This is a genomic window from Clostridioides sp. ZZV14-6009 (assembly GCF_020658095.1).
In the GTDB taxonomy this organism is placed as follows: Bacteria; Bacillota; Clostridia; order Peptostreptococcales; family Peptostreptococcaceae; genus Clostridioides.
This window is the reverse complement of sequence record NZ_JAGWDG010000005.1, coordinates 217,692-239,083: the sequence shown is the minus strand read 5'-3', so window position 1 is coordinate 239,083 and position 21,392 is coordinate 217,692. Positions and strand designations below refer to the sequence as shown.

Below are 21,392 nucleotides of genomic sequence, written 5' to 3'. Positions count from 1 at the left end.
TGGCTCGTTGGTCAAGAGGTTAAGACACCGCCCTTTCACGGCGGTAACAGGGGTTCAATTCCCCTACGAGTCACCAAAAAAACAATTAAATAAGCGGGTGTAGCTCAATGGTAGAGTTCTGGCCTTCCAAGCCAGCTGTGAGGGTTCGATCCCCTTCACCCGCTCCAAAAAAATGGGATCATAGCTCAGCTGGGAGAGCACCTGCCTTACAAGCAGGGGGTCGCAGGTTCGAGCCCTGCTGGTCCCACCATTTGCGGCCTGGTAGTTCAGTTGGTTAGAATGCCAGCCTGTCACGCTGGAGGTCGAGGGTTCGAACCCCTTCCAGGTCGCCAAATTAAATAAGCGGGAATAGTTCAGTGGTAGAGCGCAACCTTGCCAAGGTTGAAGTCGCGAGTTCGAATCTCGTTTCCCGCTCCATAATAATTTGGGTGCATAGCTCAGCTGGATAGAGCAACGCCCTTCTAAGGCGTGTGTCCGGGGTTCGAATCCCTGTGCGCTCATTAAGAAAAGTTTACTATATTTATAGTAAACTTTTATATTGTTTAAAAAGACACAGGATACATGCATGTCACCTGTGTCTTTTTCTTTATAATTATATAAGAGTTACATTATATTCATTAATATTGTAATCATATTAATGGTAATGTATAATAGTCTACAAGAAGTTTATAGAAAGATTTATTGCATAGACTTAATTATTAGTAAATAGGCTCATATACATTATACTGTATACTTTATAGTACTGAGACATTAGAATACTATTTAAATTCATAAATTAATTTCTTATACTGAAAAAGAACGATGAAATATATTATGAAATACTAGATATTCTAAATACTTGATAATATGGTGTTTGTAGATTGTATTAAATGAATTGTTATATTTATAAGTAATATATGTATGACTTTGAAAATAGATAAGCTGTTTTAATTATTTTAATTATAAAAGATAATTTCTAGAAAAGATACATAATAAGATATTAATAGAAGTTGATATAAATTATTTATAAAGGAAATTATTGGTATAATATAAAAATAATATTACTAATATAATATTAATAAAAATAATGTTACAATTTTATATAATTAATAAATAGATTATTAAATTTATTGTAGTGAAAATATATTGAAAGATAATATGTATTTTGAAATAGATTTTATAGTATAAAATTGCATCAAGGCGCGAGTACTATTTTGTATTCGCGCCTTGATGATTTGAATTATTTAAACTAGATTTAACTTTAATAGAAAATATATATTTGATTAGCAATGTTTTTAATGTATTTAGAGATTATTTAACAATCTCAATCTATAAAAATAGAATTATTTACACAAAAGTTAAATAGTTTGTATAGAGTTAGATTTATATAGTATAATACATAGTGTAAATAATTAAGAAGTTATCGAACAGGAGGATAAAACTGTGTTAGATATAAATTCTTTTTTAAATGAATTTTTTAATATAATATTAAGAATGAGTATATATGATTTAATTGACATATCCATAGTAGCATATATTTTTTACAAAATATTTATGTTTATAAAAGACACAAGAGCAGAACAAGTATTTAAAGGTATAATATTTCTTTTGCTAGCAACTCAACTTAGTAACACTTTTAAATTGCATACCGTTTATTGGATATCTCTTAAGGCGCTGGATTACGGAGTTATAGCAGCTCTTATAATTTTTCAGCCAGAATTTAGAGCAGGGCTTGAACATATAGGAAGAGCGAAGTTTAATTTATTTGGAAAAAATGTAAATACTTCAGAAGAAACTCTTAATAGAACTATAGAAGAGATTGTAGAAGCTTTATATTCACTTTCTAGACAAAAAATAGGAGCTCTTATCATAATGGAGAGAGAAACCAGAATAAGTGATATAATAAATACAGGAACTATAATTGATGCCGAAATTTCTAGGCAATTATTGATAAATATATTTATACCAAATACACCATTACATGATGGAGCTGTTGTAATTAGGGACTCTAAGGTAAAGGCGGCTGCATGTTTCTTGCCGTTAACAGAGAGTAAGGATTTAAGCAAAGATTTAGGTACTAGACATAGAGCTGGAATAGGTGTAAGTGAAGTCTCTGACTGTATAACGCTGATTGTATCAGAGGAAACTGGAGGCGTATCAATTGCTAAAGCTGGTAAGTTATATAGAGATATTTCTAGAGAAAGAATGATGAATATATTACGTAGTAATCTAAAAACGAATACAGAAACAAGAAGTTTTTTCAAAGGTGGTATATTTAAATGATAAATAGACTAAAAAATAATACCAAAATAAAAATAATATCATTTTTAAGTGCAATTGCTTTATGGATGTATGTTATGGCTGTAGTTGACCCTGAAGAAACTAGAGGGTTTGAAGATATACCTGTATCTATAAGTAATATGAGTGATTTAAATGATAAAAATCTTGTTATATATCCAGACGAAAAATTAACAGCAGATGTGTATATAAAAGGTAGTTTATCAAAGGTACAAAAAGTTAAAAAAGAGGATATACATGTATATGGAACTGTTGAAGACCCAATACAAGGTAAGAAGGAAGTATATTTAAAAGCAAATATTCCTCAAGGTGTTACTTTAGAATTTAAGCATGACGTTTTAATAGTAAATCTTGAGAAAAATATAAAAGAAAAAAGAGATATAAAGGTAGAAGTAAGTGGGAATTCAAAAAGAAATATAGATAATATTGAATTAAGTAAAAATTATGTCGATATATCGGGTCCGATGAGTTTAGTTAAAGAAGTTAAAAGTGTAAGAGCTAATCTAAATGTCGGCAATGAGACAGAAGATTTCTCTAAAAAATTGGATTTAATACCTTTAAATAGTGATGGAACTAAGGTTGAAGGTGTGACATTAAGTTCAAGTTCTGTAACAGCAAGTGTAGAATTATTAAAAGAAAAAACTGTACCAATAAGAGTAGATTTAAAGGATAATAATCAAGATAATAATACATTGAAAAATTATAAATTAAGTAAAGATGAAGTTACAATAAAAGGTAAAAAAGAAAATATAGACAAAATAAATTATATTAAGACAAAACCTATTGATTTAGTTGATTTAGCTAATGGAGAAGAAAAAGAAGTGAGTCTAGAGATTCCAGAAGGAATAACTATTGATGATACCTCTATAACTATAAAGCTAAATGAAACAAAACAATTAAGCGCTGAGTTTGTATATAGTCCAGAAGATATTATGTTAAGAAATATTCCAGCAAATATGGACAATCCAAGTATAATTTCTACTGGAGATATTCAAGTTGTTGTAGAGTCAGCAGAAGATTTAAGTAAGCTAAATAAAAAAGATATTTCGTTATATATCGATTTATCAGAAGCACCTGCTGAAAATGGTAAATATAAAATAAAATATGAAACAACATATCAATTTAAAAAAATAAATATAGAACCTAATATTGTTGAAGTGGAATGAACAAATATTTTGAATATTTAGTTGTTACAAGATGCGACAAAAAAATCTATAAAATTAAGTTTGTTAATTTTATGTTTTTGTTGCATCTTGTTTATTTTAGTTATATTATAAAATAAGGACAATGAGATATTTGTTAAATCTAAAAAGTGTTAGATATATGAAAAAAGACTGATAAATAGATTTAAATAAATATTTTTGAATTAAATATTTCAATTATCCCTAGGAAAACGTTGCTGAACGAGTTATAATTTAATTGAGATATAAAAGTTCTATTTCAAAAAATTCAAGATGAGGTGGAAATGCATGAGAAGTTTTGAAGAAGTAATTAAGTTTGCAAAGGAAAGAGGACCTAAAACTATATCAGTAGCATGTTGTCAAGATAAAGAAGTTTTAATGGCAGTTGAAATGGCTAGAAAAGAAAAAATAGCAAATGCCATTTTAATAGGTGATATAGAGAAGACTAAAGAAATTGCAAAAAGCATAGACATGGATATCGAAAATTATGAAGTAATAGATATAAAAGATTTAGCAGAAGCATCTCTAAAATCTGTTGAATTAGTTTCACAAGGAAAAGCCGATATGGTAATGAAAGGCTTAGTAGACACATCAATAATACTAAAAGCAGTTTTAAACAAAGAAGTAGGTCTTAGAACTGGTAATGTATTAAGCCACGTAGCAGTATTTGATGTAGAGGGGTATGACAGATTATTTTTCGTAACTGATGCAGCTATGAACTTAGCTCCTGATACAAATACTAAAAAGCAAATCATAGAAAATGCTTGCACAGTAGCACATTCATTAGATATAAGTGAACCAAAAGTTGCTGCAATATGCGCAAAAGAAAAAGTAAATCCAAAAATGAAAGATACAGTTGAAGCTAAAGAACTTGAAGAAATGTATGAAAGAGGAGAAATCAAAGGTTGTATGGTTGGTGGACCTTTTGCAATAGATAATGCAGTGTCTTTAGAAGCAGCTAAACATAAAGGTATAGATCATCCTGTAGCAGGAAGAGCTGATATATTATTGGCTCCAGACATCGAAGGTGGTAATATATTATATAAAGCTTTAGTATTTTTCTCAAAATCAAAAAATGCAGGAGTTATAGTTGGAGCTAAAGCACCAATAATATTAACTTCTAGAGCAGATAGTGAAGAAACTAAACTAAACTCAATAGCTTTGGGCGTTTTAATGGCAGCAAAGGCTTAAATTTAAGGGGGAAATAGGCAAATGAGCAAAATATTTAAAATCTTAACAATAAATCCTGGTTCGACATCAACTAAAATAGCTGTATTTGATAATGAGGATTTAGTATTTGAAAAAACACTAAGACACTCTTCTGAAGAAATAGGAAAATATGAGAAAGTTTCAGACCAATTTGAATTTCGTAAACAAGTAATAGAAGAAGCATTAAAAGAAGGTGGAGTAAAAACATCTGACTTAGATGCTGTAGTAGGTAGAGGTGGTCTTCTTAAGCCTATAAAAGGTGGAACTTACTCAGTAAGTGACATTATGATAGAAGATTTAAAAGTAGGAGTTTTAGGAGAACATGCTTCAAATTTAGGTGGTATAATAGCAAAACAAATAGGTGATGAAGTTAATGTTCCTTCATACATAGTAGACCCAGTTGTTGTGGACGAACTAGAAGAGGTTGCTAGAATTTCTGGTATGCCTGAAATAAGTAGAGCAAGTGTAGTACATGCTTTAAATCAAAAGGCAATAGCAAGAAGATATGCTAAAGAGATAAACACAAAATATGAAGATATAAATCTTATAGTTGCACATATGGGTGGAGGAGTTTCTGTTGGAGCTCATAAAAATGGTAGAATAGTAGATGTTGCAAACGCATTAGATGGAGAAGGACCTTTCTCTCCAGAAAGAAGTGGTGGATTACCAGTAGGAGCATTAGTAAAAATGTGCTTCAGTGGAGAATATACTCAAGATGAAATTAAAAAGAAAATAAAAGGTAATGGTGGATTAGTTGCATACTTAAATACTAATGATGCTAGAGAAGTTGAAGAAAGAATTGAAGCTGGTGATGAAAAAGCTAAATTAGTATATGAAGCTATGGCATATCAAATCTCTAAAGAAATAGGAGCTAATGCTGCAGTTCTTAAGGGAGATGTAAAAGCAATATTATTAACTGGTGGAATCGCATATTCAAAAATGTTTACAGATATGATTGCAGATGGAGTTAAATTTATAGCAGATGTAAAAGTTTATCCAGGTGAAGATGAAATGATTGCATTAGCTCAAGGTGGACTTAGAGTTTTAACTGGTGAAGAAGAGGCTCAAGTTTATGATAACTAATGATAAAAGAATAAGAATCATAACAGGTCACTATGGAAGTGGTAAAAGTGAATTTGCGATGAACTATGTTGTTAAATTAAGAGAGATGGTTTCTGGCAAAGTTGCTATAGCCGATTTGGATGTGGTAAATGTATACTTTAGAACTAGAGAAAAGAAAGAGCTAATGAAATCTTTAGGTATACAACCAATAGATAGTTCAATTAATGCTCCAACATTAGATTTACCAGCAGTATCAGCAGAAGTAATGTCACCTATGGTTGACCATTCATACAATTCTGTTATAGACTTAGGTGGAGATAATGTAGGTGCTAGAGTTATAGGAAGATTTAGTCATTTATTAAAAGAAGGCGACTATGACATGCTTTTTGTAATAAATGCAAATAGGGAGAAAACTCAAACTTCTGAAGAAGTTATCCAATATATAAAGGAAATAGAGAAATCTTCTAAACTAAAGGTAACAGGTCTAATTAATAATACTCATCTTATTAGGTTTACTACTATTGATGATGTTTTAAGAGGTCAAAAAGTTGCAGAAGAAGTTTCTAAGGAATGTAATATACCAATAAGATATGTTGCATGCTTAGAAAATCTTGTTGAACAATTACCAAAAGATTTAGAGGGAGAAATTTTTCCGATAAAATTATATATGAGAGAAGACTGGATGTAGTTTGAGCTCAAATATATAGAAAGTTTAAGGAGGCTTAGGTAAATGGCTAAAGGAAAAGTATCTTTTAATCAAGAACGTTGTAAAGGTTGTGGATTATGTGTTGAAGCATGTCCAGTAAAAATCATACAATTAGACTCAAACACAATAAACAAAAAAGGGTATAACCCAGCAACTGTTTCTGAAATGGAAAAATGCATAGGATGTGCAAGTTGTGCAACTATGTGTCCAGATGTAGTTATAACAGTAGAAAGAGATTAATTTAAATTAATATTTAAGGGGGAATTTTAATGGCTAAGATACTTATGAAAGGTAACGAAGCATTTGGAAAAGCAGCTATAGAAGCTGGTTGCAAATATTTCTTCGGTTACCCAATAACTCCACAAAGTGAATTACCAGAATATTTATCAAGAGAGTTACCTAAAATAGGTGGAGCGTTCGTTCAAGCTGAATCAGAAGTTTCTGCGATAAACATGGTTTATGGTGGAGCAGGTGCAGGAGCAAGAGTTATGACTTCTTCATCTTCACCAGGCGTTGCTTTAAAACAAGAAGGTATAACATATGCAGTAGGAGCAGAAGTTCCTTGTGTTGTACTTAACGTAATGAGAGGTGGTCCAGGACTTGGAAGTATACAACCTTCACAAGCTGACTACTTTATGTCTACAAGAGGTGGAGGAAACGGAGACTACAGAACTCCAGTATTCGCACCAGCTACAGTTCAAGAAGCTGTTGATATGATAATGGAAGCTTTTGATGTTGCAGATTACTACAGATCACCTGTTATGGTAGTTGCAGATGGTATGATAGGTCAAATGATGGAGCCAGTTGAATTCAAAGCTCCTGAAAAGAAGAGAGAATTGCCTCCTAAAGATTGGGCAACTGTTGGAACTAAAGGAAAAAGAGTACCTAATGTAATAAACTCTTTATACTTAGAGCCAGAAGTATTAGAAGATCACTGTTGGCACTTAGAAGCTAAATTCAATGAAATGGAAAAAAATGAAGTACAATATGAAATGTACAAAACAGAAGACGCTGAATTTATATTTGCAGCTTATGGAACTACTTCAAGAATAGTGAAAAGTGCAATTGATATATTAAGAGAAGAAGGAATAAAAGCAGGTCTTATAAGACCTAAAGTATTATGGCCATTCCCATTTGAAGCATTTGACCAAATCCCTAGTGCTAGAAACATATTAACTGTTGAAATGAGTATGGGACAAATGGTGGAAGATGTAAAAATGGCAGTAGAAGGTAAATTACCAGTTTACTTCCATGGAAGACCAGGAGGAATGACTCCAACACCAGCAGAAATAGTTGAAAAAGCTAAAAAAATTATTGCCGGAGAATTGGTTGCAGGAGGTGCTAGATAATGGCTGTTGTATTTAAAAAAACTCAAGGGTTACAAGATACTCAAACTCACTACTGTCCAGGATGTACACATGGTATAATCCATAGATTAGTTGGTGAAGTATTAGAAGAATTAGGAGTATTAGGTGATGCTGTAGGTGTTGTTCCAGTTGGATGTTCAGTTTTAGGATATAAATATTTTAACTGTGATACTCAAGAAGCAGCTCATGGTAGAGCACCAGCTGCTGCTACAGGAATAAAAAGAGTTCATCCTGAAAACACAGTATTCACTTATCAAGGTGATGGAGACTTAGCTTCAATCGGTACTGCTGAAATAGTTCATGCAGCTGCTAGAGGAGAAAAAATAACTACTATATTTGTAAACAATACAACATATGGTATGACTGGTGGACAAATGGCTCCAACTACATTAGTTGGACAAAGAGCTACTACTGCTCAATCAGGAAGAAATGCTGAAACTCAAGGTTATCCAATAAGAGTAAGTGAAATGTTAGCTACATTAACAGGAGCTGTATTCGTAGAAAGAGTAGCAGTTGATACTCCAGCTCATGTTAGACAAGCTAAAAAAGCTATAAAGAAAGCATTCCAAGTTCAACAAGCAGGATTAGGATTTGGAATAGTAGAAGTATTATCTACTTGTCCTACAAACTGGGGACTAGCTCCAAATGATGCTTTACAATGGTTAAGAGACAATATGATACCATACTATCCATTAGGAAATTTCAAAAATGTTGAAGTTGAGGAGGTGAAGTAAATGTCTACAGCTAGAGTAATATGTGCAGGCTTCGGAGGCCAAGGTGTTATGTCTATGGGACAATTACTTACTTATGCAGGAATGTTAGAAGGAAAAGAAGTTTCTTGGTTACCATCTTATGGACCAGAAATGCGTGGAGGTACAGCAAACTGTGCAGTAACTGTATCTAGTGAACCTGTTGGTTCTCCACTTATAACAGATGATGCAACTGCAGCTATATTATTAAATATACCAGCATTTGAAAAATTTAAAGACGATGTTGTACCTGGTGGAAAAATAATAGTAAACAGTTCTTTAATAAAAGAAAAAGTTGAAAGAACAGATGTAGATGTTTATTATATCCCAGCAAATGAATTAGCTGTTGAATTAGGTAATGATAAAGTTGCTAATATGATAATGCTAGGAGCTTACTTAAAAGTAGCTGATACAGTGGATATAGAATCTGTATTAGAAGCATTTAAAAAAGTTTTTGGACCTAGAAAAGAAAAATTTGTTCCATTAAACAGAGAAGCTTTACAAAAAGGTATGGATTCTGCATGTTGTGGAGCAACTAACTAATAAAGAAAAAAGATGTCAAAAAAAAGACAATAGAATTATTTCTATTGTCTTTTTTGCTGAGAAGTATTAAAATATTTTTATGACTGAAATTAAGAATATAATAGTATTTTATGAATTATAAAAATATAATACAAATTACAAGCTTTTCAATTATGAAAGGAGAATATTTAGTGAGAAAGTATTTTGGAACAGATGGAGTTAGAGGCATAGCAAATACAGAATTAAAATGTGATTTAGCATATAGACTTGGTAGAGCTGGTGGATTTGTTTTAGCTCAAGGAGACCATAGAGTAAAAGTAGTAGTAGGTAAAGATACTAGAATATCTGGAGATATGTTGGAGGCATCTTTAATAGCAGGTCTTATGTCTGTTGGATGTGATGTTATTACTGTTGGAATAATACCAACCCCTGCAGTTGCATATTTAACTAGAAAATATGGTGCTGATTGTGGTGTGGTTATATCTGCATCTCATAATCCTGTTGAATATAATGGAATTAAATTCTTTAATAAAAATGGATATAAATTGGATGATGAAATAGAGTTAAAGATAGAAGAATATATAGATGATATAGATAAAGTAGATTGTATGCCAGTTGGTGAAAATGTAGGACGAAGATTACATGAGCATTATGCACAAAGAGACTATGTAGATTATTTAAAATCAATAATTAACACTGATTTTAGAGGATTAAAGGTGGTTTTGGACTGTGCTAATGGTGCATCGTATAAAGTAGCACCAATAGTATTTGATGAATTAGGAGCAAGTGTAATTTCAATAAATAGTTCACCAGATGGAAACAATATAAATTATAAATGTGGCTCTACACATCCAGAACAACTTCAAAAGGCTGTTTTGGAACATAATGCTGACTTAGGTCTTGCATATGATGGAGATGCTGATAGATTAATTGCAGTAAATGAAGAGGGTCAAATTGTTGATGGAGACCATATAATGATATTGAGTGCTTTAAATTTAAAGAAAAATAATAAATTAGCACAAGATACTTTAGTAGTTACAGTTATGAGTAATATAGGATTAACAATAGCTGCAAAAGAAAATGGAATAAAATTATCTACTACAGCAGTTGGAGATAGATATGTTTTAGAAGATATGGTTAAAAATGGATATAATCTTGGTGGAGAGCAATCTGGACATATGATATTCTTAGATTACAATACTACAGGAGATGGAGTTCTTAGTTCTTTAATACTTGCAAATATAATACTGCAAGAAAAGAAACCTTTATCAGAACTTGCATCAATAATGAGTCAATATCCACAAGTATTAGTGAATGCAACAATAAAAAATGAAAATAAAACCAAATATATGGAATATCCAGAAATAAAAACTGAAATAGAAAGAATAGAATCTATTTTAGATGGAAATGGTAGAGTCTTAATAAGACCATCAGGAACTGAACCATTGGTTAGAGTTATGTTAGAGGGTAAAGAGGAAGGTCAAATAAAAGAATTAGCAACAAATTTAGCTAATCTTATACAAGAAAAATTATCGTAATTTATAAGGGTATTCTCAGATATAAACCCTGAGGACACCTTTCTAAGCGCCAGAACTTAGTTATAGACACAAGAATTAAGTATTATTGGAACTAAGTTGACGAGGTCAGAGTTAATCGAATTGTCGGCGGATGCTCTGCGGTGTGTTTACCATCGAAAGACTTCTTTAAATAATAGGAGTAATCCTATGGACAAAGGGAAGCCAAAGTAAACTTATATGACCTAACTCTTAAAATATATAAATAATATTTTTAGGAGGACACAAATAATGTGTGGAATAGTTGGATATTTAGGAAGTAGAAAGGCAGCAGAAGTTATCGTAGAGGGGCTTTCTAAGTTAGAGTACAGAGGTTATGACTCAGCAGGAGTAGCAGTTAATGGTTCTAATTGTGATGAACTTAATATTAGAAAGTTTAAAGGTAGACTTTCTGTGCTTGCAGAAGATTTAGAAAAAAATCCTATTGATGGAAATTTGGGAATAGGACATACAAGATGGGCAACTCATGGAGAACCATCTGATGTAAACTCACATCCTCATTTTAATCAAGCTAAAACAATAGCAGTTGTTCATAATGGGATAATAGAAAATTATATGGAAATCAAAGAAGAATTAATTTCTGAAGGTGTTAAATTTGAATCTCAAACAGATACAGAAGTAATAGCACATTTAGTAGATAAATACTATGAAGGTAACTTGTTAGACGCTGTATATAAAACTATATCAAAATTAAGAGGAGCTTATGCATTAGGTGTTATATGTAAAGATCATGGAAATGAATTAGTTGCAGTAAGAAAAGATAGTCCTCTTGTAGTCGGTGTGGGTGAAGGCGAAAACTTTATAGCATCAGATATACCTGCTTTATTAAAATATACTAGAGATGTTTATTTCTTAGACAATGGAGAGATAGTTCACCTAAAAGATGAAAATGTAACAATTTATGATTCTAATAGAAATCTTGTAGAAAAAGAAGTATTCCATGTAACATGGGATGTAGAAGCTGCATCTAAAGGTGGATATGATTACTTTATGTCAAAAGAAATACATGAGCAACCAACAGGAGTTAGAGAGACTCTAGAAAGAAGACTTGATGATAATGGAAATATAATTTTAGATAGTATAAATATTTCTAAAGAAGATTTAGATAAAATAAATAAAGTTTATATAGTAGCTTGTGGAACAGCATATAATGCTGGATTACTTGGTAAGTATGCTATAGAAAAATTTGTAAATATACCAGTAATAACTGATATAGCATCAGAATTTAGATATAGTGACCCATTTGTAGATGAAAACTCATTAGTAATATTAGTTAGCCAATCTGGTGAAACAGCAGACACTTTAGCAGTATTAAGAGATTCAAAAGCTAAAGGAGCAAGAATACTTTCAATAACTAATGTTGTAGGTTCATCTATAGCAAGAGAATCAGATGATGTTTTCTATACTTGGGCAGGACCTGAAGTAGCAGTTGCATCAACTAAGGCATATACAACTCAAATAACTTCTTTATATATGATAGCTTTAGATTTTGCTATTAAAAAAGGAACAATAACTAGAGAATTTTATGATAGTATGATTTCTAAGATGAAAGAAATACCATCAAAAATACAAGAAATATTAGACAATGAGGAATATATAAAAGAAGTTGCTAAAACAGTTGTTAGCTCTGACCATGCTTTCTATTTAGGAAGAGGTATAGATTATAGTTTAGCAATGGAAGGTTCATTGAAATTAAAAGAAATATCATATATACATGCAGAAGCTTTTGCAGCAGGAGAATTAAAACATGGAACAATAGCATTAATAGAAAAAGGAACTCCTGTAATTGCTATAGCTACTCAAGAAAAATTATTTGAAAAAATGGTTTCTAATATGGAAGAAGTAAGAGCAAGAGGAGCTTATGTCGTAGCAATTGCTCAAAGTCATAATAAAGACGTTGAAAAAGCTGCTGAAAAAATAATATATATACCAAACTCAGATGATATTTTATCACCAATATTAGCAGTTGTACCAATGCAATTACTTGCTTATCATGTTTCTGTACTAAGAGGTTGCGATGTAGATAAGCCAAGAAACTTAGCTAAATCAGTAACAGTTGAATAAAAATATATTAAAAATTGCATAGATAATATCTATTAGAAAAAACTCATTCTATTTGTTATAATTTTATAGAATGAGTTTTTTATTATAGAAAAAAACTATTAATCAATCTGGAGGTGTATTTGTATAAAAGAAGTAAAGCTAAAACTAGAGACATTAAAAAAAATCGAAAAAAATAACGATGATTGTATAAATTGCAAAAAATGTTTTAAAGTATGCCCTATGATGAAAGAATTTGGAGACTCACCAAGAGAACTTATGATAGATATTTTACAAAATAAATCAATAAATAAAAATATGCCATATTCCTGTATGTTATGTGGAATATGCAAGGTAGAGTGTCCAAAAGATATAGATTTAAAAGAAATATTTTTTGATGTAAGGAAAGAAATATTCCATGATAATCAAAAAGAATTAAATGATATAGGATATAGAACAATAAAATTTCATCAAACTAATAGTTTCTCTCCATTATTCTCAAAACAATTTATTAAAAAAAACACTAAAAAGATTTTTTTCCCAGGATGTAGCCTTTCTAGCTATAGTAATGACTTAGTATTAGAAACATATAAATATTTAGAAAATCATATAGAAAATATATCCTTAGCTTTTGAATGTTGTGGCAAGCCAACTTTAGCTATGGGAGATACAAATAAATTTGATGAATATTATTCTAAAATAGACAAGCTATTTAGAGAAAATGATATAGATGAGGTAATCGTAGCTTGTCCAAATTGTTTTAATACTATAAGAAATAATAGTGATATAAAAGTGATTTCAATATGGGAGGTGATAAAAGAATATGGGCTTCCAGAAAATCTAAAAAATCATTATGATGATTTAAATCAGGAATTTTTATTGCATGACCCATGCCCTATAAGAAATGAGAATAATATACATGAGTCAGTCAGAGATATACTGGGTTTTATGGGAATAAAAATAATTGAATTTGAAAAAAATAGAGAAAACACAGAATGTTGTGGCTCTGGAGGTATGGTAAGGGTTACTAATAATGAAGTTGCTATAAACCAGACCAAAAGTAGAGCAAATAATAAAAAAACAGATTATGTAATCTCATACTGTCAATCTTGTTGTGAGTCTATGTTAATGGCAGATAAAAAAGCACTACATGTATTAGATTTTATTTTTGATGTTGATGTTATAAACAAAAATAAATTAACCCAGAAAAAAACATCATCTATTAAAAAATGGAGCACAAGGTATAAAGGAATAGCATTAGCAAAGAAGATGAATATAGAAACTTAATAAATGCACATAAAAAGTATATAAGCTAATGAAAGGAAATGATATGTTAGATACACATGCAAGAAAATATGTAGAGCCATTTATAAGCAAAGGAGCAGAGTTCTTTTTAAAACTTAAATTAACCCCAAATAACGTAACAATAATAGCGCTTATAGTTGGAATATCTACATCTTTATTTATATATCTCGATATGAAAGTGCTAGCAATAATTACATTATGGGTTTCAGGATACCTAGATGCTGTAGATGGTGATATGGCTAGAAGTAGTAATAAAACATCCTTATTTGGAACATTAATGGATATTACTTTTGATAGAATAGTAGAAATAAGTATGATTTTAGTATTTGGTTTGAAGATGATTGATGTAAGATTAAATCTAATGATTCTTTTAAGTAGTATTCTTATGTCAATGACTATATTTTTAACTGTTGGTGCTTTAACTGATAAAAAAGGTATGAAATCATTTTATTATCAAGCTGGCGTAGCTGAAAGGAGTGAGGGATTTATACTTTTTACTTTGATGATTTTATTTCAAAGTTATATTGGGATGATAGCAAATCTATTTTCTATAGTAGTTTTATTTACAGCAGTTCAAAGACTATTAGAAGCAAAAAAAATATTATAAATTAATTTTCGAGAGGGGAAAAAATGAAAAAAAGGATATTAACAATACTATTATGTTTAGGACTTATATTTGGATTGGCAGGGTGCTCAAATAACGATAAAAAAGAAGAGCCTCAAAAAGACATATTAGAAAGTAGCAATGAAGAGATTTTAAAATCTGCAAAAGGTACAACAGTTAACTTTTATGGATATGGTGGAAATGAAGTAATGAATAAATGGTTTGATAGTTATGTAATTCCAAAGATGAAAGAAGACTATGAGATAACTTTAAAAAGAGTAGGAATGGATATAGAAAACATTCTTAATAAACTATTGTCAGAAAAACAAGCTGGAAGTGCTAAGGGTACTATAGATGTGGTTTGGATAAATGGAGAAAACTTTAAAACAGCAAAAGAGAATAAATTGCTATTTGGACCTTTTGTAGAGAAACTTTCTAATTATGAAAAGTATGTTGATTCATCTTCTGAAGATATTACTACAGATTTCGGAGTGAAGGTAGAGGGGATGGAAGCTCCTTGGGGTAAATCTCAATTTGCAGTTGTAACAGATACATCTAAGATTAATACAAAAATAACTGATGCAGAAACACTAAAAGAAGCAATTGTATCTAATCCTGGAAAATTTACTTATCCAGCTCCACCAGATTTTACAGGAAGTGCATTTGTTAGAAATATAATATATGATGTAGTAGGATATGATAAAGTAAAAAATTTACCAGAAGATGAAGCTAAAGTAAAACAAGCCATACAACCAGCTATGGATTATCTTAAAGAAATAAAACCATACTTATGGAATAAAGGTAAAACTTATCCTGCGACATCTTCCCAGTTAGACAATATGTATTCAGATAATGAAACTTATTTTACAATGACTTATGCTCCAAATGTATTATTAGGAAGAATAGAAAATGGAGCGTTTAGCAAATCTACAAAAGCAATAGAATTTGAAAAAGGAAATATAAGTAACACACACTTTGTTGCTATACCAGATAATTCTCAAAATAAAGAAGGTGCAATAGCGTTAATAGATTTCTTGATGAGTATAGATGCACAATCCTCTAAGACAGAAACTAAAAATTGGGGAGATACATCTGTTTTAGATATGAAAAAGATTCCAAGTGAAGATGTTAAGAAATTTAGTGAAACTATAGTATTAAAAAATTCAGTTCCAGAATTAAAAGCAGGAATAGTTCCAATAATAGAAAAAATATGGACTCAAGAGGTACTAGAAAGTGAAAAGTAAAATAATTAATGATAAAATAATTCCATATTTATTAATAGCACCTGTATCTATCATCTTGATACTTATAATGGGTGTAGGAATTATAAATTGCATCTCGCAAAGTCTAGGATTTTTTCCTCAGATTGGTCTTGAGCAAATTACATTAAGTTATTATAGAGAAATTTTTAGAGATTCTAATTTTTTAGAATCTCTTATCTTTAGTTTGAAGATTTCTTTAGTGTCATCGATTTTAGCTGTTATTATAGGTATACTTTTAGCATACATAATGTCTCAAAATAGATTTTCTAAAGTTAGATATATGATTCTAAATATTCCACTAGTAGTTCCACATATAATAGTTGTATTGTTGGTATTTATAATATTTTCTCAAACAGGTATAATTTCAAGAGTATTTTACTTTTTCAATATAATAAAGGATTCATCTGAATTTATACCAATGGTTTCTGATAAAAACGGAATAGGGATAATTTTAGTTTATCTGTGGAAAGGAATACCATATATAACACTAATGGTTTATAATATACTGAAAAATATAAATGATAATCTACAACAGGTATCTATAAATTTAGGTGCAAGTAAACTTCAAACTTTTAGATATATAGTGTTGCCACTTGCTATGCCCACAATAATTTCTTCATTTATAATAATTTTTGCCTTTTCGTTTGGTTCTTTTGAAGTTCCTTTTTTAATAGGAGCATCAACTCCAAAAGCATTACCAGTTCAAGCATATCTGAGTTATGCTAGCTCAGATTTAATGCAAAGACCAATCTCAATGTGTATCAATGTTTTATTATCTGGAATAAGTTTTATACTATTAATAATTTATGATAGATTTTTTAATAAAATATCAAAATATAATGTATAGGAGTATCTATGAGTAAAAAATTTAATATAATTCTTAATATCCTGTTTGTAGTTATTATAACTCCTATAATATTATTGGCAATATGGGGAGTTGTAAATACATGGCCATTTCCAAATTTTTTACCTAATGAATTTTCATTAAGAGGATTTAGATATATTTTAGATATAAGTAATCTGAATATTATTTTGAGAAGTATTATAATATCAATAACTGTAGTCTTAGTCACTATTTTATTAAGCATACCAGCATCCAAAGCATTAGCATTATATAACTTTAAAGGAAAAAGGTTTTGTGAGTTACTGATATTGTCTCCAATTATAATTCCACTAATATCTGTTGCTATGGGCATACATATAGCATTTATAAGAATAGGTCTAGCCAATAATACTTTGGGAGTAATTATTATAAATATACTTCCATGCATACCATATTCAGTTCGAATAATAACAGATGTTTATAAATTAATAGGTGATAATTTAGAAATACAAGCGAGAGTACTTGGAGCAAGTAGATTTAATACATTTAGATATGTGACTTTCCCTTTGATTTTACCAGGGATATTGGGTGCATCAAGTATGTCTTTCATAATATCATTTAGTCAATATTTTTTGACTCTTCTTATAGGTGGAGGTAGTGTCATAACCTATCCAATGATTATGTTTCCATATATACAAAGTGGAGACAGGACAATAGCATCTTTGTATAGTATGGTTTTTTTAATAATAAGTTTATTTATCTTGATAATAATAGAATACAATGTAAAAAAGAAATATAAACATATTCAAAATACAAGGCTATTTTAGTACGATTGGAGGTGTAACAATTGTCATCAGTTAAACTTATAAATTTATGTAAGAGTTTTAACAAAATAAAAGTTTTAAACAATATGAATTTGGATATAAAAGAAGGAGAAATAGTTTCTCTTTTAGGCCCATCAGGTTGTGGAAAAAGTACTACTCTAAAATTAATTGCTGGTATTCTACATCCTGATTACGGAGATATACTTTTAAATAATGAATCAGTATTAGATATACCTATAGGAAAAAGAGATACTGTGATAGTTTTTCAAGATTATTTACTATTTCCACATATGACTTTATATGAAAATATAGAATTTGGTCTTAAAATGAAAAAAATAAACAAGAATATAAGACAAAGTAAAGTAAATGAGCTTATAAATTTAGTTAAGCTAAAAGGATATGAAAATAAATATCCAAACGAACTCTCAGGAGGACAACAACAACGTGTTGCAATAGCAAGGTCTTTAGCAATAAATCCAAAGGTACTGTTATTAGATGAGCCATTTTCAAATTTAGATATTAATTTACGCAATGAAATGAGAGAATTTGTATTAGGATTACAAAAACATCTAAAGATAACAACGGTATTAGTAACACATGACAAAGAAGAAGCATTGATGATGAGTGATAGAATAGCAGTTATGTTAAATGGTGAGGTTAAACAATTCGACACGCCAGATAACCTTTATGAAAATCCCAAAAGTAAAGAAGTTGCAAATATATTTGGAGAAAAAAATTATTTAATAGGAAATATAAGAAACGGAGAATTTGTAAATGATATAATTTCTATTAAATTAGATAAATATAAAAATATAAATATAGATAATGTAGAATTAATGATACCAAAAGAAAGTATAATCCTAAAAGCGATTAATAATGATGTAGGAAGAGAAGGGATTATATTAAGAAAGAGATATGCAGGAGATAAAATTTACTATGATGTAGATATTGACGGAACTGTATTAAAAGCTAGTAGTAACAATAATTTATATGAAATAAATGAAAAGGTAAATGTATTTATAGAACAAAGAAAAATTCTATTCTTTCCTATTGAATTATAGAAAAAAACTATAACTGTAATCAAGTAAATAAGTATCAAATATATTTTAATTTTGTTATAATGAATTCGAATACTATAATAAAATAAGATTTTATATCAAAAAAGGGAATATTTTTAATATTTGGAGGGTAATTTTATGAAATTTAGTAAAAGATTTAAAGTTTTAGCTATTGGTTTAACTTTAGTATTAACATTAGGGAGTGTAGTTGGTTGTGATTCTAAAGAATCAGAAAAACCAAAAGAATCTTCTCAAAGTCAAGATAAGACTAGTTATAAAGAAGCCACAGGAGAAGAGGCTGTAAAAATGATGAAGAAAAATAAAGAGTTATTGATATTAGATGTAAGAGGTGCAGACGACTATGCTAAAGGTCATATTATAAATGGTATAAATATATCAGTGGATGATTTAGAAGGTAAATTAAGTGATTTAGAAGGATATAAGGATAAAACTATATTAGTGTATTGTAACTCAGGTAAAAAAAGTGCAAAAGCGGCTGAAATATTAATAAAAAATGGATTTAAAGATGTTTATAATGCAGAAGGTGTAAAAGATTTTGATTATGGACTAGTTACATATAATGATATAACTGCGCCTGAAATGTTAAAGTTAATAAGCGAAAATAAAGATGCTATAGTGATAGATGCTAGAAAGGCAAAGGAATTTGAAACTGGACATTTAAAAGAAGCTATCAATATACCATTAGAAGACACAGAAAAGAAAATGGGAGAACTTGATAAAAATAAGGATATAATCTTATACTGTAGAACTGGAAATAGAAGTGGACAAGCAGCTAAAATACTTTCAGAGAATGGATTTACAAAAGTATATAATTCAATTGATGGTGTAGATGAATATGATTTTGATTTAGTTAAATAGATTAAAATAATAAAAGATTGCTTAGAAATCGGAGTACAAATTATGTCAAAGAAATTCAGAGAAGAAAAAGAATCTTATGCAAAAGGGCATATACCTACAAGTGTTCATATAAATACTGATATTATAGAACCTCCTCCAACATGGATGCTTACTAATGATGATAATTTGGCCAAATTTGCTTTAGACTATGGATTTACAAAAGATGATACTGTGATAGTTTCAAGTAGTGCATCTATGGCTTCTTATAGAATTGCTATTATATTACGATATATAGGAGTAAGAGATGTAAGAGTTTTGAATGGCGGAATAAACTCATGGTTATCAGAAGGATATGAGTTGGAGTTAACTAGCAATCCAAAGAGTTCATGTACTACTTTTTGGGCAAATATACCAGCTAATCCACAACTAATTGTTAGTATACCAGAATTAAAGCAAAAGCTAAGAGATAAAAATAAATTTACGTTAGTGGACAATCGTTCTTGGGATGAACATATAGGTAAAATATCTGGATATAGCTATTGTGATAAAAAAGGGCGTATACCAGGAGCCTTATATGGTTATGCAGGTAGTGACAGTGTATCACTAGAAGAGTACCGTAATATAGATAACACAATGAGAAATCAATATGAGATCTTGGAAATGTGGGATAAAGAAAATATAGATACTAATAAACAACTTGCATTTATGTGTGGCAGTGGATGGCGTGCTGCAGAGGTATTAACATATGCAAATGCTATGGGATTTGAAAATACTTCTCTCTATAGTGATGGATGGATGGGATGGAGTCTTGATGATTCAAATCCAATTGAAATAGGAGATTTAAAATAGAATTTTGTAAAAAATACAATATAATTGTTTAAAATGAAGGTATATTCAGTTTATTAAGTTGAATATACCTTTGTTATGTTTTAAAATATAAACATAGTTAGAATATGCTTATATAGATGTACACTTATTTAAACATATTATTAGCAATATAGAATTAGAAATTTATATATTATGAGGTGTGAAATATGATTAGTAAAGCTGAAAAAGCAAGGTTAAAAGCTGAAGGTATATTAGCTCAAAGCCAAGAAGGGTATTTCTCAATAAGAATATTGAGTAGAGCTGGAAACTTTACAGCAGAACAACTTATCAACTTATCAAAGCTATCTGAAAAATATGGTAGAGGTTATTTAGGTGTTACTACTAGATTAGCTGTTGAAATACCATGGATAAAGTATGAAGATATAGATTTAATGAAGGAAGATTTAAAAGCTGTAGGGTTAAAGCATGGTGGTACGGGTAAAAAAGTAAGACCATTAGTCGCATGTAAGGGTACTGTATGCCAACATGGAATATATGATACACAAGAATTATGTGGAAAGTTACATGATTCATATTTTGGATATGATTTACCATCTAAAACTAAAATTACATTAGTTGGATGTCCAAATAACTGTGCAAAGGCGAATACTAATGATATGGGTATAGTAGGTCAAGTATATGTAAAATTTAATGAAGAGAAATGTAAAAATTGTGGGTTGTGTACATCATCCTGTAGACAAAAAGCAGTTTATATGGAAGATAAGAAATTAGTGTGGAATAAAGAAGAATGTGTAAATTGTGGAAAGTGTGCTCAAGCATGTCCATTTGGAGCTATGGAAGTTGATAAAAAAGGACTAGCTGTTTATCTTGGTGGTAGAATGGGAAGAGGCTATAGATTTGGAGATAGACTTAGTAATTTGTATACAGAAGATAATATAGAAGAATTAGTGCAAGATGTATTTTATACATATAAACAATTAGCAAGTCCAGGAGAAAGAATAAGTAAAGTATTAGAGAGAATTGGAATTGAAGAGTTTGAAAAACATTTATTGAATATAAAATTACAAAATGCATAAAAATACATAATGATGAAGTATATCTCTCTTAAATTTGTTAATAATTCTGTTATAGAGAAAAACAAAT

Annotated in this window: 20 protein-coding genes and 6 tRNA genes; all 26 read left to right on the top strand. The window is 29.9% G+C overall.

Annotated features, from left to right (window positions below):
• The first annotated feature begins 1 nt into the window (after position 1).
• The 26 genes from KGF36_RS09680 to KGF36_RS09555 all read left to right on the top strand — a co-directional run bounded on the left by KGF36_RS09680 (position 2) and on the right by KGF36_RS09555 (position 21,325).
• Positions 2 to 76 (top strand) — tRNA-Glu (locus tag KGF36_RS09680).
• A gap of 17 nt (positions 77 to 93) precedes the next feature.
• Positions 94 to 167, top strand: a tRNA-Gly gene (locus tag KGF36_RS09675).
• A gap of 7 nt (positions 168 to 174) precedes the next feature.
• Positions 175 to 250, top strand: a tRNA-Val gene (locus tag KGF36_RS09670).
• A 5-nt stretch (positions 251 to 255) separates the two neighbouring features.
• Positions 256 to 332, top strand: a tRNA-Asp gene (locus KGF36_RS09665).
• 10 nt (positions 333 to 342) lie between these two features.
• Positions 343 to 417: transfer RNA gene (locus KGF36_RS09660), tRNA-Gly, on the top strand.
• A gap of 9 nt (positions 418 to 426) precedes the next feature.
• Positions 427 to 500 (top strand) — tRNA-Arg (locus tag KGF36_RS09655).
• 922 nt (positions 501 to 1,422) lie between these two features.
• The gene (gene cdaA, locus KGF36_RS09650; protein ID WP_227434523.1) at positions 1,423 to 2,262 is read left to right on the top strand and encodes a diadenylate cyclase CdaA; all 840 of its coding nucleotides are present in this window, start codon (positions 1,423 to 1,425) and stop codon (positions 2,260 to 2,262) included.
• Positions 2,259 to 3,443, top strand: a complete 1,185-nt coding sequence (locus tag KGF36_RS09645; RefSeq protein WP_227827898.1) for a CdaR family protein — start codon at positions 2,259 to 2,261, stop codon at positions 3,441 to 3,443. The genes cdaA and KGF36_RS09645 overlap by 4 nt, the downstream gene beginning before the upstream one ends.
• A gap of 303 nt (positions 3,444 to 3,746) precedes the next feature.
• Positions 3,747 to 4,649, top strand: coding sequence for a phosphate butyryltransferase (gene ptb, locus KGF36_RS09640; RefSeq protein ID WP_227434525.1), 903 nt, complete (start codon positions 3,747 to 3,749; stop codon positions 4,647 to 4,649).
• A 21-nt stretch (positions 4,650 to 4,670) separates the two neighbouring features.
• Complete coding sequence (buk, locus tag KGF36_RS09635; protein ID WP_227827897.1) at positions 4,671 to 5,750, top strand: butyrate kinase; 1,080 nt, start codon at positions 4,671 to 4,673, stop codon at positions 5,748 to 5,750.
• On the top strand, positions 5,740 to 6,417 hold the full coding sequence (locus KGF36_RS09630; RefSeq protein ID WP_227827896.1) for an ATP-binding protein: 678 nt from the start codon (positions 5,740 to 5,742) through the stop codon (positions 6,415 to 6,417). Before buk ends, KGF36_RS09630 begins: the two co-directional genes overlap by 11 nt.
• Before the next feature lie 42 nt (positions 6,418 to 6,459).
• Positions 6,460 to 6,675, top strand: a complete 216-nt coding sequence (locus tag KGF36_RS09625; protein ID WP_227434528.1) for a 4Fe-4S binding protein — start codon at positions 6,460 to 6,462, stop codon at positions 6,673 to 6,675.
• Positions 6,676 to 6,704: 29 nt separating this feature from the next.
• A complete protein-coding gene (locus KGF36_RS09620) occupies positions 6,705 to 7,784 on the top strand; it encodes a 3-methyl-2-oxobutanoate dehydrogenase subunit VorB (RefSeq protein WP_227434529.1) in 1,080 nt (359 codons plus the stop codon).
• Entirely contained in the window at positions 7,784 to 8,536 is a 753-nt protein-coding gene (locus tag KGF36_RS09615) for a thiamine pyrophosphate-dependent enzyme (RefSeq protein ID WP_227827895.1), read from the top strand. The genes KGF36_RS09620 and KGF36_RS09615 overlap by 1 nt, the downstream gene beginning before the upstream one ends.
• Complete coding sequence (locus KGF36_RS09610; RefSeq protein ID WP_227827894.1) at positions 8,537 to 9,094, top strand: 2-oxoacid:acceptor oxidoreductase family protein; 558 nt, start codon at positions 8,537 to 8,539, stop codon at positions 9,092 to 9,094.
• Between the two features lie 170 nt (positions 9,095 to 9,264).
• Entirely contained in the window at positions 9,265 to 10,611 is a 1,347-nt protein-coding gene (glmM, locus tag KGF36_RS09605; RefSeq protein ID WP_227854695.1) for a phosphoglucosamine mutase, read from the top strand.
• Positions 10,612 to 10,878: 267 nt separating this feature from the next.
• A complete protein-coding gene (glmS, locus tag KGF36_RS09600; protein ID WP_227827892.1) occupies positions 10,879 to 12,711 on the top strand; it encodes a glutamine--fructose-6-phosphate transaminase (isomerizing) in 1,833 nt (610 codons plus the stop codon).
• Between the two features lie 105 nt (positions 12,712 to 12,816).
• A complete protein-coding gene (locus KGF36_RS20475; RefSeq protein WP_413926883.1) occupies positions 12,817 to 13,974 on the top strand; it encodes a (Fe-S)-binding protein in 1,158 nt (385 codons plus the stop codon).
• A gap of 28 nt (positions 13,975 to 14,002) precedes the next feature.
• On the top strand, positions 14,003 to 14,599 hold the full coding sequence (locus KGF36_RS09590; RefSeq protein ID WP_227827891.1) for a CDP-alcohol phosphatidyltransferase family protein: 597 nt from the start codon (positions 14,003 to 14,005) through the stop codon (positions 14,597 to 14,599).
• Between the two features lie 23 nt (positions 14,600 to 14,622).
• Entirely contained in the window at positions 14,623 to 15,840 is a 1,218-nt protein-coding gene (locus KGF36_RS09585) for an ABC transporter substrate-binding protein (RefSeq protein WP_227827890.1), read from the top strand.
• Positions 15,830 to 16,705, top strand: coding sequence for an ABC transporter permease subunit (locus KGF36_RS09580; RefSeq protein ID WP_227827889.1), 876 nt, complete (start codon positions 15,830 to 15,832; stop codon positions 16,703 to 16,705). Before KGF36_RS09585 ends, KGF36_RS09580 begins: the two co-directional genes overlap by 11 nt.
• 8 nt (positions 16,706 to 16,713) lie before the next feature.
• The gene (locus KGF36_RS09575) at positions 16,714 to 17,508 is read left to right on the top strand and encodes an ABC transporter permease subunit (protein ID WP_227827888.1); all 795 of its coding nucleotides are present in this window, start codon (positions 16,714 to 16,716) and stop codon (positions 17,506 to 17,508) included.
• Between the two features lie 20 nt (positions 17,509 to 17,528).
• Entirely contained in the window at positions 17,529 to 18,566 is a 1,038-nt protein-coding gene (locus KGF36_RS09570; protein ID WP_227827887.1) for an ABC transporter ATP-binding protein, read from the top strand.
• Positions 18,567 to 18,701: 135 nt separating this feature from the next.
• Positions 18,702 to 19,442: a rhodanese-like domain-containing protein gene (locus tag KGF36_RS09565; protein WP_227827886.1), complete on the top strand. Its 741-nt coding sequence runs from the start codon at positions 18,702 to 18,704 to the stop codon at positions 19,440 to 19,442.
• Positions 19,443 to 19,484: 42 nt separating this feature from the next.
• Positions 19,485 to 20,270, top strand: a complete 786-nt coding sequence (locus KGF36_RS09560; protein ID WP_227827885.1) for a rhodanese-like domain-containing protein — start codon at positions 19,485 to 19,487, stop codon at positions 20,268 to 20,270.
• Positions 20,271 to 20,455: 185 nt separating this feature from the next.
• Complete coding sequence (locus tag KGF36_RS09555; protein ID WP_227827884.1) at positions 20,456 to 21,325, top strand: 4Fe-4S binding protein; 870 nt, start codon at positions 20,456 to 20,458, stop codon at positions 21,323 to 21,325.
• Positions 21,326 to 21,392 lie beyond the last annotated feature (67 nt).

What these genes read in the sequence shown, in the direction of transcription:
- KGF36_RS09620 (WP_227434529.1), top strand. Translation starts at nt 6,705, where the DNA reads ATGGCTAAGATACTTATGAAAGGTAACGAAGCATTTGGAAAAGCAGCT.
- ptb (WP_227434525.1), top strand. Translation starts at nt 3,747, where the DNA reads ATGAGAAGTTTTGAAGAAGTAATTAAGTTTGCAAAGGAAAGAGGACCT.
- KGF36_RS09565 (WP_227827886.1), top strand. Translation starts at nt 18,702, where the DNA reads ATGAAATTTAGTAAAAGATTTAAAGTTTTAGCTATTGGTTTAACTTTA.
- KGF36_RS09645 (WP_227827898.1), top strand. Translation starts at nt 2,259, where the DNA reads ATGATAAATAGACTAAAAAATAATACCAAAATAAAAATAATATCATTT.
- KGF36_RS09560 (WP_227827885.1), top strand. Translation starts at nt 19,485, where the DNA reads ATGTCAAAGAAATTCAGAGAAGAAAAAGAATCTTATGCAAAAGGGCAT.
- KGF36_RS09590 (WP_227827891.1), top strand. Translation starts at nt 14,003, where the DNA reads ATGAAAGGAAATGATATGTTAGATACACATGCAAGAAAATATGTAGAG.
- KGF36_RS09610 (WP_227827894.1), top strand. Translation starts at nt 8,537, where the DNA reads ATGTCTACAGCTAGAGTAATATGTGCAGGCTTCGGAGGCCAAGGTGTT.
- KGF36_RS09625 (WP_227434528.1), top strand. Translation starts at nt 6,460, where the DNA reads ATGGCTAAAGGAAAAGTATCTTTTAATCAAGAACGTTGTAAAGGTTGT.
- KGF36_RS09630 (WP_227827896.1), top strand. Translation starts at nt 5,740, where the DNA reads ATGATAACTAATGATAAAAGAATAAGAATCATAACAGGTCACTATGGA.
- KGF36_RS09585 (WP_227827890.1), top strand. Translation starts at nt 14,623, where the DNA reads ATGAAAAAAAGGATATTAACAATACTATTATGTTTAGGACTTATATTT.
- KGF36_RS09575 (WP_227827888.1), top strand. Translation starts at nt 16,714, where the DNA reads ATGAGTAAAAAATTTAATATAATTCTTAATATCCTGTTTGTAGTTATT.
- glmS (WP_227827892.1), top strand. Translation starts at nt 10,879, where the DNA reads ATGTGTGGAATAGTTGGATATTTAGGAAGTAGAAAGGCAGCAGAAGTT.
- KGF36_RS09555 (WP_227827884.1), top strand. Translation starts at nt 20,456, where the DNA reads ATGATTAGTAAAGCTGAAAAAGCAAGGTTAAAAGCTGAAGGTATATTA.
- buk (WP_227827897.1), top strand. Translation starts at nt 4,671, where the DNA reads ATGAGCAAAATATTTAAAATCTTAACAATAAATCCTGGTTCGACATCA.
- KGF36_RS09615 (WP_227827895.1), top strand. Translation starts at nt 7,784, where the DNA reads ATGGCTGTTGTATTTAAAAAAACTCAAGGGTTACAAGATACTCAAACT.